Raw genomic sequence first — 15,158 nt, 5'->3', positions numbered from 1 at the left:
ATGACTAATGACAAATGACTAATGACAAATGACTAATGACTAATGACTAATGACTAATGACTAATGACTAATGACCTTAACGTTTGCCTTACTCCTTCCCTGCTTTCCTTATATAATGTTGAAAACTACATTGTAGTTATCATCGATATTTTTCGCGCAACTTCTTCTATTTGCTACGGTATTGAAAATGGTGCAAACGCTATAATTCCAGTTGCTGAAATTGAAGAATGCGAAGCCTACCGCACGCATGGTCACCTGCTGGCGGCCGAGCGCAATGGCGAGGTAGTAACAGGATTTGATTTTGGTAACTCGCCTTTTTCATATACTGCGGACAAGGTAGCCGGTAAAACTGTTGTACTTACCACCACAAATGGTACACAGGCGCTGCATTTATCACGGACGGCTAAGCGCGTGGTAATCGGTTCATTTTTAAACCTTACCGCGCTTTGCGATTGGCTTAAAACGCAAAATGATCATATCCTGCTGGTATGCGCCGGCTGGAAAAACAATTTCAACCTGGAAGATACCCTTTTTGCAGGCGCCGTTACGGAGCAATTAAAATATGGTAATTTTAAGCTTGACGACCCTGCAATTGCGGCAAATGATTTATTTCAAGCCGGCAGGAACGACATTAACGGTTATCTCAAAAAAACGTCGCACAGCGAACGGCTTAAAAAACTGGGTATAGAAAAGGATATTGAGTTTTGCCTTCAGGTTGATTTGACGACGGCAATTCCGGTGCTTGAAGGAGAAAAGTTAGTGAAATTGCTAATATAAAACCTGCTATAAGCTTCTGTATTATTATTTCAATTTCTCGTTATTCTTGTGCCGTTCAGCGTCCCGAATACTTTTCTTTTGCAGGTTTTTTTCCAGCGCATCGGTTAGGTTAATGCCTGTTTGGTTAGCCAGGCATATCAGCACAAATAATACATCGGCCATTTCGTCTGCCAGGTTAACCTCCGTATCAGATTTCTTAAACGACTGCTCGCCATACTGCCGGGCCATAATGCGGGCCACCTCTCCTACCTCTTCCATCAGGATGGCTGTATTGGTAAGCTCATTAAAGTAACGGATTCCCGTTGTCTTTATCCAGTTATCAACCAATTGCTGTGCTTCTTCAATAGTCATGTTAAAATAGTAGCAGTGATAAACAGCAGTTGCGGTAACAGGCCGGTCACTGGCACTTACCACAGCTACTGCCCCTTAGTGATTATCTTTATCCTTCGTATCCATTATAATTGTCACCGGTCCATCATTAAGCAGCCTGATCTTCATATCGGCGCCGAAAATGCCGGTTTCTACTTTTTTTCCGGTAAGGGCTGTCATAACCTGTATCATACGCTCATATATGGGTATGGCCTTGTCAGGTTTTGCAGCGCGGATGAATGACGGCCGGTTTCCCTTTTTTGTTTGAGCAAATAATGTAAACTGCGAAATAAGCAGTATGTCTCCGTTAATATCAGCCAATGCTTTATTCATCAGCCCATTTTCATCACCAAACACACGCAGGTTAACGATTTTTTGGGCAAGCCATTGAACATCTTCATCTGTATCTGCATCCTCGATACCAAGCAGAACCACATACCCGGCGCCGATTTTTCCTGTTATCACATGGTCGACTGTACAACTTGCTTCGGTTACACGCTGGATAACTGCCCTCATAGGTTGAATTAGTTAAAGCCCAAACATAATCAACTTAATGTAAATCTATCAAGCCGTCAGAGCAATAATTTCAGATTTAATTAAAACTCCTTCCGTATTTTATTAGTTTCGCAATTCGTATTACTGTAATACTATTATGAGCACCAACAGAGGTTTTACAACTACCATACTTCATTCTGACCGCCTTGGCAAACCCGAACACGGCGCTTTGCATAAACCTATCCATACCGCGGTAACTTACGGGTTCGACGATGTGCAGGATTTGGTTGATATCTTTCAAAATAAAAAGAAAGGCTATGCTTATTCGCGCCAGGGGAATCCCACGGTTTCGGCGTTGGAGCATAAGGTAACGCAGATGGAAAACGGCATGGCCTCTATTTGCTTTTCTACAGGTATGGCAGCTATATCAGCCACTATATTGTCGTTAATGAAGCATGGTGACCACGTACTGGCAAGTTCGTATTTGTTCGGTAACACCCGCAGCGTGTTTCAGTCGTTTATTGATCTGGGGCTGGACATTACTTTCACCGATGCAACTTCTATCGATAATATAACAGCCGGAGTTAAGGAAAACACCCGGATGATCTTTGTGGAAACCATAGCCAACCCGGGAACCCAGATTGCCGACCTTGCAAAAATAGGCGACCTGTGCCAGGAAAAAGGCATTATTTATGTGGTTGATAACACCATGACCTCGCCCTACCTGTTTAAACCGGTTAATGTAAAGGCAAGCCTGGTGATAAATGCGCTCACCAAATATATCGGCGGTCATGGCAATGCGTTAGGCGGCAGTGTTACCGATACAGGTTTATATGATTGGAGCAACTTCCCCAACATATTCCCAACCTTTAAAACCCAGGTTAAGCCTGAGGTTTTAGGCATGACGCAAATTCGCAAAAAGGGTTTGCGCGATGCGGGGGGTACCCTATCGCCCGAAGCGGCACATGTTTTATCGGTAGGGTCAGAAACGTTGGCCTTGCGTATGGAGCGTGCTTGTACCAATGCCTTAGCACTGGCTACATTCTTTGAATCGCACCCGCTAATTAAGAAAGTTTACTACCCCGGTTTGAAATCGCACCCGCAGCATGGACTTGCCGGTGAGCTATTTACCAAATACGGTGCACTGATGAGTTTTGAACTTGATAATAGCATCGACCTGTTTGGCTTTTTAAATAAACTGAAACTTGTCATCAAATCGAGCAACCTTGGCGATACCCGCACACTGGCAATACCTGTCGCTCACACCATCTTTAATGAACTGGGCGCTGCCAAACGCGCGGAGATGGGGATTGATGATTCGTTGATCAGGCTATCGGTAGGTATCGAGGATTTAGATGATCTGCTGGAAGACTTTAAAACGGCTTTGGGTGATTGATCTATTCATCAAGCCCTGGTATCATTCCCATTATAAATACTCAGATAGCTTTCATACCGCGACAGCTCGATCTCGCCTTCTTCAAGTGCAGCCAGCACGGCACAGCCGGGTTCGTTTATATGGCGGCAATTGTTAAAGCGGCAATCGTGCATGCGCTCGCGCATTTCGGGGAAGAAATGGCTTAACTCTTGTTTTTCTATATCAATAACGCCAAGCTCGCGGATGCCCGGGGTATCGATAATGTAACCGCCCTGCGGCAGTTCGTACATCTCAGCAAAAGTAGTAGTATGCATGCCTTTATCGCTCCAGTCGGATATTTGATGGGTACGCAGGCCCAGGTCAGGTAATAAAGCATTGATCAGGCTTGATTTACCTACGCCGGAATGGCCGGAAAACAGTGTAACCTTATGCTGCAGCAATGCTTGTACCTGTTCGATATTAGTTCCCTTTAGGGCTGATACTTCGTAACACGGATAGCCTATATTTTCGTAGATGGCTTTATAATCAGCCAATACTTCAAGTCCTTCATCGCTGAATAAGTCGAGCTTATTGAAGATCAGCATTGCAGGAATATCGTAAGCCTCGGCTGTTACCAGGAACCTGTCAATAAACCCCAAGGATGTACGCGGCGAGGCTAATGTTACCACCAGCATCGCCTGATCCAGGTTAGCAGCGATGATCTGCCCCTGCTTGGACAGGTTAACCGATTTGCGGATAATATAATTTTTGCGCGGATGCAGGGTAGTTATAACGCCATTCTCGCTATCCGGCTCCATTTCAAAATCAACGATATCTCCTACGGCTAACGGATTGGTAGTAACGATTCCTTTAATACGGAATTTACCTTTTATGCGGCAATCAATAACCTGCCCGCCCGGCGTTTGCACCTGGTACCAGCTTCCCGTCGATTTTGTAATTAATCCCTGCATTATCAGGCAAAGGTATTAAATTTGTTAGCATCCGTTCAGCTTCCTTATGAAAGTAGCCGTTGCATCTCCCCCATTTCCCAAATCCATCAATGATGGCCTGTACTGGCTCGAAAAACTAACCAAAGAGGCATCTGCAAAGGGTGCCGATGTGATATGCTTCCCGGAATCGTTTATCCCCGGCTATCCGCTGGAAGAATGCAAGGTTGAGCAAAGCACGCCCGGAAAGATGCAGGCTGCGCTTGATAAAGCTTGTGCGATAGCCGCCGGAAACAACGTTGCCATTATTTTACCTATGGATTGGTATGAGGATGGCAAGTATTTTAATATCGCCCAGGTAATTTCGCGCACCGGGAAAATACTGGGCTATCAGTCTAAAAATCAACTCGACCCAACTGAAGACAACATTTGGTCGGCAGGTATCGCACGCCGGGTTTTTGATTTGGATGGTGTAAAAATAGGTATTACTATTTGCCACGAAGGCTTCCGTTACCCGGAATCGGTTAGATGGTCTGCCAGAAACGGAGCACAAATAGTATTTCACCCGCATTGCGCCGGCAGCAATATTGACGGTCCACAGCTGACCGAATGGGGCCATAAAGATAACCCGTACTATGAAAAGGCCATGATGATGCGCGCGCTCGAAAACACCATCTACTTTGCCAGCTCAAATTACGCCTCATTATTTCCCGATTCAGCGAGCGCATTAATCGCACCTGATGGAAAATGTGTTGCACATGCGGTTTACGGCGAACCGGGGGTGTTTGTGGCTGAAATTGACTTGAGCAAAGCTACCGGATTACTGGCGAAGAGGTTTAAGCCGGAGAATTATTATTGAATTATTGCGTTATTGTTCCGAACTTTTGTTTAAATCGGTCGATGAAGCTACTTCAAATTCTTCGATAAGTTCTGCATTACAATCAAACTTGTTCAAAATCTGAACTTCTTCGATAATCTGACGTTCCATATCTTTTATGGGTTGTTCTGCTTCTTTATCTGACTTCGATAACCTATTTTTCATAGTATCAAATATATACTTTTATTTACCGAATGGATTTATTCGGGAATGACCTAATAAAACGCATGCAAAAGACACAAGAATTGTGTCTCTACAAAACCCTGTCAATCTTTAACATAATCGCAAATACGCTGATTAAATAGCTGCATTTATTTCAATTTTCATAAAAAACAAAATACTATTGCATCTTTAAAAAATATCTACTTCCTTTACAGACATTATATGATTACAATAATTACATCAACAACTACAACAACCACCGGCGTAAAAACCGGAGGAAGATAGTCGTATGGTGTAAACGAAGATAAAAACCAAACAGGCGCCTTCCTCCAAAACGGGGAAGGCGCTTTGTTTTTAATAGCTTATTCGATGAAGATTTTAAAATTTGGCGGCACTTCAGTGGGTTCTGTACAAAGCATCCAGACCTTACTAAACATTCTGAAAACAGAAGTGGCAAACGGCGAGCGGCCGGTAGTTATATTGTCGGCCATGAGTGGAGTGACAAACCTCCTGCTTTCAATGGCCGAAGGCGCTGCCAACGGCGTGGACTATTCCGTTTCATTAAATGAACTGGAAACCCGCCATTTTGCCGTGGTAAAAAGTTTGCTTACAGTTCAAAACCAGAACCCTGCCTTTACCAGGCTTAAAATCTATTTTAACCAGCTGGAAGATCTGCTGCAGGGCGTTTTGACGCTGCGCGAACTTACGCCAAAAACCCGCGACCAAATTGTAAGCTTTGGCGAACGCTGCTCGACTCTGATGATCTGCAAAATAGCCGCACAGCACATCCCGCAATCGCATTGCGCAGATGCATCTGAATTAATAAAAACCGACAGCGCCTTCGGCAATGCAAAGGTGAATATGGAGCTGACTGAATTGCTTATCCGCAACTTCCAGCAGGAGCATCGCGATAAGGTGCTTTTTGTAACCGGCTTTATTGCATCAAACGAGGCCGGACAGGTAACCACCCTAGGCCGTGGTGGCAGCGATTATACCGCGGCCATATTCGGCGCAGCTTTGAATGCACAGGAAATACAAATATGGACTGATGTAAATGGCATGATGACCGCCGACCCGCGCATGGTGAAAAAAGCATTCTCTCTGCCGGAGTTAACTTATACAGAGGCGATGGAGCTATCCTATTTCGGGGCGAAGGTTATTTATCCGCCTACTATGATACCGGCGTTTCTGAAAAAGATTCCCATCGTTATTAAAAATACGTTTGAACCGGATTTTGAGGGTACAGTTATCCGCCACGACTGCAAACCATCGAAGCTGCCGATAAAAGGTATATCATCCATTAATAATATCAGCATTCTCAACCTGGAAGGGAGCGGTATGGTGGGTAAGTCTGGCTTTAGCGGCAGACTGTTTTCATTGCTGGCCAGGGAACAGATCAATATTATTTTAATTACGCAATCGTCATCAGAGCATAGCATAACTTTCGCCGTGAATCCGGAAGATACCGCCAAAGCCAAACAACTGATCGAGCAGGAATTTGAACTGGAACTAATGGCTAAAAAGCTGGATGAAGTAGTTGTTGAGCAAAATCTTGCAATTATCGCCATAGTGGGCGAAAACATGAAGCAAACTCCCGGCGTATCTGGCAAGTTGTTTCATGCACTCGGCAGGAACGGTGTAAATGTAAGGGCAATTGCACAAGGCTCATCAGAGTACAATATTTCGGTTATTATTTCGGCACATGATCTGGCAAAAGCATTGAATGCAGTACATGATGGATTTTTTACCCAACTCACTAAAACCCTGCATGCGTTTTGCCTCGGGACCGGCAACATCGGGCAAACTCTGTTTAAGCAATTAAACGCGCATAGCGATTACCTGCAGGAGCATAACGGCATCCAGGTAAAAATTACCGGAGTAGCCAATACCCGCAAAATGATTTTTAATGGCGATGGTATTTCATTAGACGACTGGCAGCAAGAATTACAAATGAACGGGGAGACCGCAGACCTGGAAGCATTTGTAGAGCGCATGAAAGGCATGAACCTGCCTAACTGCGTGTTTATAGATAATACCGCAAGTCCGAACCCGGTTAAGTTTTATGAGGAAGTTTTTAAATCGAACATATCTGTCATCACTTGCAATAAAATCGGAAACTCCGCGTCGTATCAACAATACAAAACCTTTCACGACGCGGCTAAACAGCACGGTGTCGACTTTTTTTATGAGACCAACGTTGGCGCAGGGCTGCCCATCATCGGCACGTTAAAAAATCTGATGAACAGTGGCGACAGGATAGCCAGAATTGAAGCCATATTATCAGGTACTATCTCTTTCATCTTTAATAATTTTAAAGGCGGCGCCAGTTTTCATGATGTGGTAAAAGAGGCACAGGACAAAGGCTACACCGAACCTGATCCGCGTGATGATTTAAGCGGAAGAGATTTTATGCGCAAAATATTAATCCTGGCGCGGGATGCAGGTTACCCCATGGAAGAAACAGATATACAGATTGAGAGTGTACTGCCCCAGGCATGCCTGGAAGCGCAGTCTGTAGATGATTTTTATGCCGCATTGAAAGCCGAAGACGCTTTTTTTGCAGATTTAAAAAATAAAGCCGAAGCAAGCGGGAAAGTATTACGCTATATCGGCAAGCTGGAAGGCGGCAAGGCCGCTATTACCCTTCAAATGGTGGATGAAAGTCACCCGTTTTATACACTATCCGGCAGCGATAATATCATTTCATTCACCACGGACAGGTATAAGGAACGGCCATTAGTAGTGAAAGGTCCTGGAGCAGGCGCTGAAGTGACCGCTGCGGGCGTGTTTGCAGACCTTATCAACGTAGCAGCCTCCTGACCCCTAAAGGGAACGAATGTTCAATAATTAAATCTGTTAAAATGGAAGAAAAATATATAAAAGAAGTAAAAGCTCTAAATGCCGTTAAAACTCCCCCTTTAGGGGGGCGGGAGGCTTCGGCTATTTCCGTCTTCGCCCCGGCAACCGTCGCCAACGTAGTATGCGGCTTTGATGTGCTGGGATTTGCCGTGAACGAGCCGGGAGATGAGGTAGTTATGAGGCTGACCAACAAGCCGGGCATTACTATCAGCAAAATTACCGGTGATAACGGCCGCCTGCCGCTCGACCCGGCAAAGAACACAGTAAGTGTAAGTGTGCAGCATTATTTAAACAGCATCGGCAGGAATGAGATTGGCCTTGATATCGAGCTGCATAAGAAGATGCCCATCGGCAGCGGGCTAGGGTCAAGTTCGGCCAGCACGGTAGCGGGATTGTTTGCTATTAAAACACTGTTAGGCGATGATGCCGATCCGGCCAGGTTATTACCTTTCGCAATGAAAGGCGAAGAAATGGCCTGCGGGTACGGTCATGCGGATAATGTTGCCCCCGCCTTATTCGGTGGATTCGTGCTGATACGCAGCTATGAGCCGCTGGATGTTATCCGGCTGCCGCATCCTGAAAACCTGCATTGTGCCATTGTTTTCCCCGATGTAGACGTCCCTACCCGCGAGGCCCGGCAAATTATCCGCAAAAATATTCAGATGAAAGATGCGGTTACGCAATGGGGCAATATTGCAGGTTTAGTAAGCGGTTTATTTATGAACGACCTTAACCTGATTGGCCGCAGCATGAAAGATGTTTTGGTAGAGCCGGTACGTTCTATGCTGATACCTGATTTTTACAAAATGCGCGATATGGCAATGGAAGCGGGCGCAATAAGCTTTGGCATATCAGGCTCCGGGCCATCTGTTTTTGCTTTTACAGAAGATGCGGATACGGCGCATCGCATCACCCAAAAACTGCAGCAGCATTTAACCGCTTTAAGTATCGGCAGTAATACTTATGTATCAACCATCAATGATAATGGGCCAAGAGTTTTGTGATCTGCGGTTGTGTAACCTGCAGATGTGCGAATGAAAACTTAAATAATTAAACAGATCCGAAATCGAAATTCCGAAATCCGAAGTCAACAATGCAACTATACAGCACTAATAACCCAGCCACACGCGTATCTTTTAAAGAGGCAGTTTTTAACAGCATGCCGCAGGACAAAGGCCTTTACATGCCGGCTGCAATTCCCCGCCTGGATGATAAATTCCTCAACAATCTCGACCAGTACACTTTGCCCGAAATCGCTTTTCATGTAGCCAAAAATCTGCTTGGCGATGATATTCCGGATGGTGATTTGCAAAACATTATACATGGTGCAATCAACTTCCTGGCGCCAGTTGTCAAATTAGAAGATAATGTATTTGTGCTGGAATTGTGGCACGGGCCATCCCTCGCTTTCAAGGATTTTGGCGCACGGTTTATGAGCCGGGTGATGAGCTACTTTTTGAAAGAAGGTGAAAAACAGCTGGATGTACTGGTTGCCACTTCCGGTGATACCGGCGGCGCTGTGGCCTTGGGATTTTTAGGCGTACCCAATACCCGCGTTACTATACTTTTTCCTAAAGGAAAAGTGAGCGGCATACAGGAATTACAACTAACCACCAACGGACGAAATATTCGCGCTATTGAGGTCGGCGGTACCTTTGATGATTGCCAGGCATTAGTAAAACAAGCCTTTACCGATAAGGATTTGAATGAGAAGTTCAGACTGACATCTGCTAATTCTATCAACATTGCCCGACTGATACCACAAACCTTTTATTACTTTAACGCTTATGCTCAGTTATTAAAACAGGGTATCAGCAAAGTAGTATTTTCGGTGCCGAGTGGCAATTTCGGTAATTTGGGAGCAGGCTTACTAGCCTGGAAAATGGGCTTGCCTGCAGAGCATTTTATAGCGGCTACCAACGCAAACGATACTGTACCTGAGTATTTAAAATCTGGCATCTATCACCCCAAGCCGTCAGTAGCCACATTAAGCAATGCAATGGATGTAGGGAATCCAAGCAACTGGGTGCGAATTGCAGATTTGTTTAAAGAAGATAGCGATGTATTGAAAAACCTTGTAAGCGGTTACCGCTATAACGATGAAGAAACATTGGAGGCGGTAAAGTTCATTAACGATAATTACAATTATGTCGCCTGCCCTCATACAGCTATAGCCTGGCAGGCCCTTCGTGATTATCAGCAGGATAATTTTAAAGCCGATACGGCCGGTGTATTTTTATCAACCGCACACCCATGCAAATTTCCGGATGTTTTTCCCGGAAGCATAGCAGCTAAGATTGATGTTCCTGAACAAGTAAAAGGGTTGCATAGCAAGCAAAAACAGGTTGTAAGTTTAGGCAAGGATTTTGATGGATTTAAGGAATATTTGGCGGAGAACGCATAGTTAAACATCGTACTTAAGGCAAAATGCTGCCGTCGGCTGTGGAGGCACAACTGACCAGTGAACCCAAAAGCTAAACCGTGAAAATAACAACCCAAACATATTTAACCGGCGAGCAAAAAGAGATTGCGCTAAAAATCTGGAACACAGAATACCCCGTAAGGCTCCAGATGGCTGCACTGGCAGATTTTGAAGAATTTTTAGCCACGTTGTTGGAGCCTAAATACTATTTTCTTTTAGATAATGAAAATACAGCCGGTTGGGCTGCTACTTTTACCGCAGGGCCAGTCCGCAGCTTTTTTATAATGCTGCATGGCGCTTATCATGGAAAAGGTTATGGAACTATTTTACTGAACGAGCTAAAAAAGGAAGGCCCGCAATTATTTGCCTGGGCCATAGACCACAATAACGATGTAAAGCCAGATGGCAGGCCCTATCCATCGCCAATAAATTTCTATCTTAAAAATGGCTTTACCGTTAATAATGACTTGAGGCTGGAGGATGAAGTCCTGTCGGCAGTGAATATTCTTTGGCAAGCCAAATAATGTTTATTTCCTACTTTTACCTCCATGATTAACACCATTATCTTCGACCTCGGCGCAGTTTTGATCGACTGGAACCCTCATTATTTGTACCGCACCCTCTTCAGCGATGAAGAAGAAATGAAAAATTTCCTGGCAACCGTTTGCACCCCGGACTGGAACGAGGAACAGGATGCCGGCCGGCCATTGGCAGAGGGTACCGAACTATTGGTTAAACAATTTCCGGAGCATGAAGCTAATATTCGTGCCTTTTATGGCCGCTGGGATGAAATGCTGGGTGAGGCATTCCACGATACTGTTGAGGTATTTAAAGAACTGAAAGAAGGCGGCAAACACAAAATATACGCGTTGACTAATTGGTCGGCAGAGACATTCCCGGTTGCTTTAGATCGGTTTGAATTTTTGCATTGGTTTGACGGAGTTGTTGTATCAGGCGCGGAAAAAATGCGCAAACCCGCGCCGGAGTTTTACCAATTGCTTTTGGACCGTTACCAGGTAAAAGCAGATGAAGCCTTGTTTATTGACGATAATTACCGCAATATTTTAGCCGCTGAAAAATTAGGGATACATTGTGTGCATTTTATTGGGGCAGAAGCGTTGAGAGAAAGGTTAGCGCAATTCGAGATATTCTAATAAACTTGCCTTTGCTAGCGAGTAACGGCGAATCAACCCCCGTTATGCTATGACCTCTATGTATAGTTCGCGATACATTGCGACGAGGTTGCTTCGTTCCCCGCAATGAAAAACTTTTTATTTTTTTGCAAGCAATACCATCCACGCCTCCATCACCTTGCATTCATCCAGCAGTTTTTTAGCTTTTAAGTGAATTTGCATTTCCGCATCATCTGCATTAAGTAGCTCTTGTATCTCCCAAGATGATCTGTAACCTGCAATTTGCTCCAATGAGGGTAAAGCCTCAACATTACCCAACTGGCCAAGGTTATTGCCCGTAAGTACTTTTGAATTGCGGATCGCAAATGGAATAGCATCTACGCCGATGCCTATACTTCTCACCGGCTTGGTTACCTCAAAAAGGTTATCATTTGTAACGCGGCAATACCAATCACCGCCCAGGCGGGCCACGTGGTCCATCTTACGCTGGTCTATTTTGCCATTATCGCCCAAAACCGACTCGCTGACGTGTATCAGCTTAACTTCTGCAACCACCAGGTTACCTGCACCGGCGCCATCTCCTAATGGTGTAATATGTTTTACTAAACATTCCAGTTGTACCGGCGATTCGGCAACCCTTGGTGGTTTGACCATCTCTGACGGCAGCATGGTAAACCCTGCTTTTATAAATTCGTTAGTGCCTTTTGGATATTCCACACTTGCAAGCGAAGCCTGATGCACCATATTGTAATTAACGATGTTGATCACACATTCGGGCACTTCACGAATGTTTTCCAGGGTATGCTTGGTAGTATTATCCCGAACCCGGCGCGATGGAGAGAACACGCAAATTGGCGGATTTACACTGAAAACGTTAAAGTAGCTGAAGGGGCTCAAATTAACGTTGCCTTCTCTATCGACGGTAGAGGCAAAGCATATAGGCCGCGGCGCCACCGCGCAATTCAATACACTTTGTACCTCAACAGGCGATAGTTCCGACGTCTTCAGTGTGAGCATCCTTTTTGAAAAATTAGAACTTTGTAAAGTGGAAGGTTATTTTTTCTTTAGTTTAAGTATTGAAAAATCCGAATCGGCCTTTTCGATAACATTTGACAGTACGCCTAAACCTGTAATTTCCATTTCCACCAGGTCTCCGGGCTGAAGCCATTGGGTCTGATAGTTAGGGTCATGCAGTAGTCCTGTGCCGTTAAGCTCCAAAAAGCAGCCTGTCCCTACTGTCCCTGAGCCGATCACGTCGCCAGGCAATACGTCACAACCGTAAGCACAGCGTTCAATGATTTCAGCAAATGTCCAGTCCATATCCGCCATGTTGCCTAATGATACCTGCTTTCCATTTACAATGCATTTCATCTCCAGGTTATAAGCATTACCCGTATGGCCCGGCTTAGCATCAACTTTGTACTGCTCCAGTTCGTCAGGTGTCACCAGCCATGGACCAATAACCGTACAAAAATCCTTCCCTTTTGCCGGGCCAAGGTTCAGCAGCATCTCTTCCATTTGCAGCGTCCGGGCACTCATATCGTTCATGATCATATAGCCCGCAATAAGACTGTCGGCCTCGGCGGCTTTAATGTTGCGCGCCTTTTTGTTAAGCACCACAGCAACCTCAAGCTCAAAATCGAGTTTTTCAAAATGGTCTGGCATGCACTCAATTTCACCAATCCCTTGAATAGCGTTGTGGTTAGTAAAATAAAATATTGGGTATTGGTCAAATTCAGCTATCATCCCTACGCCACGATTCCGCCTTGCCGACTCGACATGTTGCCTGAAAGCATAGCCATCCCGGCAGGAAGTTGGATGAGGAACGGGCGCCAGCATTTCGAAAAACAGTTCTTCTTTAGCCTCCAATTCGCCGGAACTAATGGCAGCGTTTACCTTCTGTGCGCGCTCCATCAACTCATCCCCTCCCCATAAAAATTCGTTCATGTTATCGGGTATAAGTTTATCGCACGAATTGAGGTTATAGATATGTCCCTTTATAAAAACGCCAAGGTGTTCGCGGTCTTCGGTTTTATACGAAACTAATTTCATAGATTTTACAAATTGGTGGTTGCGCCAAAGCTAAGGAATTAGGTTGTAAAAGTTGCAGTGGTTGTAGTAAGTTGAAATAGTAACCACACCAAAACCTTTGCAACTACTGCAACTTTTACAACGTATTCCAACTGCTTGCATCTTTCAAAAAAAATCCCCTAACTTTGTATATCCAAATTATGAGCATACAAAGGCATTTTCTATTTTCCCTGGGCCTCACTTCAATGAGTGATGCTTCTTCTTTCAGGGATGCTGTGCTCGCTAAAATCGTACTGGCGCAATACTAACTTGTTATAAGGTTTTAAAGTTGGAAGGTTGTAATGTTTTGATTATCAACCAAGCTTTAAAACTATATATACTTCCAAACGTTTTTATTTAAACCGATTATGTGCTGCAGGCTGGTAACATTCCAACTTTGCAACATTCAAACTTTTCAATATAAAAACAATGCCTGTTTATCATACCTTAGGAGCCATCCCGCCGAAGCGGCACACGCAATTCCGCAAGCCGGATGGTACGCTTTATGCAGAAGAGCTGGTATCGACCGAAGGCTTTAGCAGCCTTTATTCACTGGTTTACCATACTTATCCTCCCACCCTGGTAAAAGAATTGGGGGAGCCGTACAGTGTTGAGCCGAAAATCGCCCGCGAAAGGCACCTGAAGCATACCAGCCTGATTGGTTTTAAAACCGGCCCGGAAGACGATTATCTGAAAAGCCGGAAACCCGTTCTGGTTAATAGCGACCTTCATATCTCGCTGGCCGCGCCACGCAAGTCTATGACGGATTATTTCTATAAAAACAGCCAGGCTGATGAAATTGTATTCGTTCATGAAGGCTCGGGGAAGCTGAAAACCGGCTATGGTAATATCAGGTTCGCTTATGGCGATTACCTGGTGATCCCGCGCGGCACTATCTATCAAATGGAGTTTGATTCGCCGGATAACCGTTTGTTCATTGTAGAAAGCTTCAGCCCGATACGGATACCTAAACGCTATACCAACGCCTATGGTCAGCTGACTGAGCAGGCGCCATACTGCGAGCGTGACATAAAGCGCCCTGCCGGTTTGGAAACCCATGATGAAAAAGGGGATTTTAAGATCCTGATTAAAAAGCAGGGACTGATTTATCCATACATCTACGGCACCCACCCTTTCGACTTTATCGGCTGGGATGGCTTCCATTATCCATGGGCATTTTCAATTCATGATTTTGAGCCGATAACTGGCCGGCTGCACCAGCCGCCGCCGGTGCACCAGACCTTTGAAGGGCACAATTTTGTGATCTGCTCTTTTGTTCCGCGCAAATATGATTACCATCCGCTGTCGATACCTGCGCCATACAACCATAGCAATGTCGACAGTGATGAAGTGCTCTATTATGTCGATGGCGATTTCATGAGCCGTAAAAGTGTGGTAAAAGGACAAATAACCCTGCATCCCGGCGGCATCCCGCACGGGCCGCATCCCGGCGCTGTTGAAAAATCCATCGGCAAAGAAGCTACCGACGAGCTGGCCGTGATGATAGACCCCTTCAGGCCGCTGATGCTTACCGAAGATGCAATTAAAATTGAGGACGAAAATTATTATAAAAGCTGGATTAGTTAATTGTTGAGAGGTTGAAACGTTGTAAGGTTGAAAAGTTACCTGCATCGTCATCAACCCGACAGAACATTACAACATTCCAACTTTTCCAACTTTCAAACAACGTAAA

General features: G+C 44.9%; 15 protein-coding genes. 9 read left to right on the top strand and 6 right to left on the bottom strand.

The genetic code is table 11. The annotated features are described in order from the left end of the window. The first annotated feature begins 63 nt into the window (after positions 1-63). The gene (locus Q3W13_RS19935; RefSeq protein ID WP_302866807.1) at positions 64-777 is read left to right on the top strand and encodes a 2-phosphosulfolactate phosphatase; all 714 of its coding nucleotides are present in this window, start codon (positions 64-66) and stop codon (positions 775-777) included. Positions 778-801: 24 nt separating this feature from the next. Here the strand turns inward: Q3W13_RS19935 and Q3W13_RS19930 are convergent, their stop codons facing one another. Further along, positions 802-1,128, bottom strand: coding sequence for a nucleotide pyrophosphohydrolase (locus Q3W13_RS19930; protein ID WP_302866804.1), 327 nt, complete (start codon positions 1,126-1,128; stop codon positions 802-804). A gap of 75 nt (positions 1,129-1,203) precedes the next feature. Then, positions 1,204-1,662: a D-aminoacyl-tRNA deacylase gene (gene dtd, locus Q3W13_RS19925; protein WP_302866802.1), complete on the bottom strand. Its 459-nt coding sequence runs from the start codon at positions 1,660-1,662 to the stop codon at positions 1,204-1,206. Positions 1,663-1,798: 136 nt separating this feature from the next. Here dtd and Q3W13_RS19920 point away from each other — a divergent pair, with 136 nt between their 5' ends. Then, the gene (locus Q3W13_RS19920; protein WP_302866800.1) at positions 1,799-3,037 is read left to right on the top strand and encodes a cystathionine gamma-synthase family protein; all 1,239 of its coding nucleotides are present in this window, start codon (positions 1,799-1,801) and stop codon (positions 3,035-3,037) included. Positions 3,038-3,045: 8 nt separating this feature from the next. Here the strand turns inward: Q3W13_RS19920 and rsgA are convergent, their stop codons facing one another. Then, positions 3,046-3,966, bottom strand: coding sequence for a ribosome small subunit-dependent GTPase A (gene rsgA, locus Q3W13_RS19915; protein ID WP_302866797.1), 921 nt, complete (start codon positions 3,964-3,966; stop codon positions 3,046-3,048). Between the two features lie 46 nt (positions 3,967-4,012). Between rsgA and Q3W13_RS19910 the strand changes: the two genes are divergently transcribed. Next, complete coding sequence (locus tag Q3W13_RS19910; RefSeq protein WP_302866795.1) at positions 4,013-4,801, top strand: carbon-nitrogen hydrolase family protein; 789 nt, start codon at positions 4,013-4,015, stop codon at positions 4,799-4,801. A 9-nt stretch (positions 4,802-4,810) separates the two neighbouring features. On the opposite strand, the gene Q3W13_RS19905 is transcribed toward Q3W13_RS19910, so the two are convergent. Beyond that, positions 4,811-4,984, bottom strand: coding sequence for a hypothetical protein (locus Q3W13_RS19905; RefSeq protein ID WP_302866793.1), 174 nt, complete (start codon positions 4,982-4,984; stop codon positions 4,811-4,813). A gap of 366 nt (positions 4,985-5,350) precedes the next feature. Here Q3W13_RS19905 and thrA point away from each other — a divergent pair, with 366 nt between their 5' ends. The 5 genes from thrA to Q3W13_RS19880 all read left to right on the top strand — a co-directional run bounded on the left by thrA (position 5,351) and on the right by Q3W13_RS19880 (position 11,416). Continuing rightward, positions 5,351-7,801: a bifunctional aspartate kinase/homoserine dehydrogenase I gene (gene thrA / locus Q3W13_RS19900; protein ID WP_302866792.1), complete on the top strand. Its 2,451-nt coding sequence runs from the start codon at positions 5,351-5,353 to the stop codon at positions 7,799-7,801. Between the two features lie 41 nt (positions 7,802-7,842). After that, positions 7,843-8,844: a homoserine kinase gene (locus Q3W13_RS19895; RefSeq protein ID WP_302866789.1), complete on the top strand. Its 1,002-nt coding sequence runs from the start codon at positions 7,843-7,845 to the stop codon at positions 8,842-8,844. Positions 8,845-8,933: 89 nt separating this feature from the next. Beyond that, positions 8,934-10,244 (top strand): threonine synthase, encoded by a 1,311-nt coding sequence (gene thrC, locus Q3W13_RS19890; protein ID WP_302866787.1) that lies wholly within the window; start codon positions 8,934-8,936, stop codon positions 10,242-10,244. Positions 10,245-10,321: 77 nt separating this feature from the next. Next, positions 10,322-10,786, top strand: a complete 465-nt coding sequence (locus Q3W13_RS19885) for a GNAT family N-acetyltransferase (RefSeq protein WP_302866786.1) — start codon at positions 10,322-10,324, stop codon at positions 10,784-10,786. 24 nt (positions 10,787-10,810) lie between these two features. Beyond that, the gene (locus Q3W13_RS19880) at positions 10,811-11,416 is read left to right on the top strand and encodes an HAD family phosphatase (protein ID WP_302866784.1); all 606 of its coding nucleotides are present in this window, start codon (positions 10,811-10,813) and stop codon (positions 11,414-11,416) included. 117 nt (positions 11,417-11,533) lie between these two features. On the opposite strand, the gene Q3W13_RS19875 is transcribed toward Q3W13_RS19880, so the two are convergent. Beyond that, positions 11,534-12,412 carry a flavin reductase family protein gene (locus tag Q3W13_RS19875; protein WP_302866782.1) on the bottom strand — a complete coding sequence of 293 codons (879 nt, stop codon included), beginning with the start codon at positions 12,410-12,412 and terminating at the stop codon, positions 11,534-11,536. A gap of 36 nt (positions 12,413-12,448) precedes the next feature. Next, positions 12,449-13,447, bottom strand: a complete 999-nt coding sequence (locus Q3W13_RS19870) for a fumarylacetoacetate hydrolase family protein (protein ID WP_302866780.1) — start codon at positions 13,445-13,447, stop codon at positions 12,449-12,451. A 447-nt stretch (positions 13,448-13,894) separates the two neighbouring features. Here Q3W13_RS19870 and Q3W13_RS19865 point away from each other — a divergent pair, with 447 nt between their 5' ends. Next, complete coding sequence (locus tag Q3W13_RS19865; protein WP_302866778.1) at positions 13,895-15,052, top strand: homogentisate 1,2-dioxygenase; 1,158 nt, start codon at positions 13,895-13,897, stop codon at positions 15,050-15,052. The last annotated feature ends 106 nt before the right edge of the window (positions 15,053-15,158 follow it).

It is taken from the genome of Mucilaginibacter sp. L3T2-6 (assembly GCF_030519355.1).
Taxonomy (GTDB): Bacteria; Bacteroidota; Bacteroidia; order Sphingobacteriales; family Sphingobacteriaceae; genus Mucilaginibacter.
Note: the sequence above shows the minus strand (reverse complement) of the source record. Positions and strands in the feature narration are given on the sequence as shown.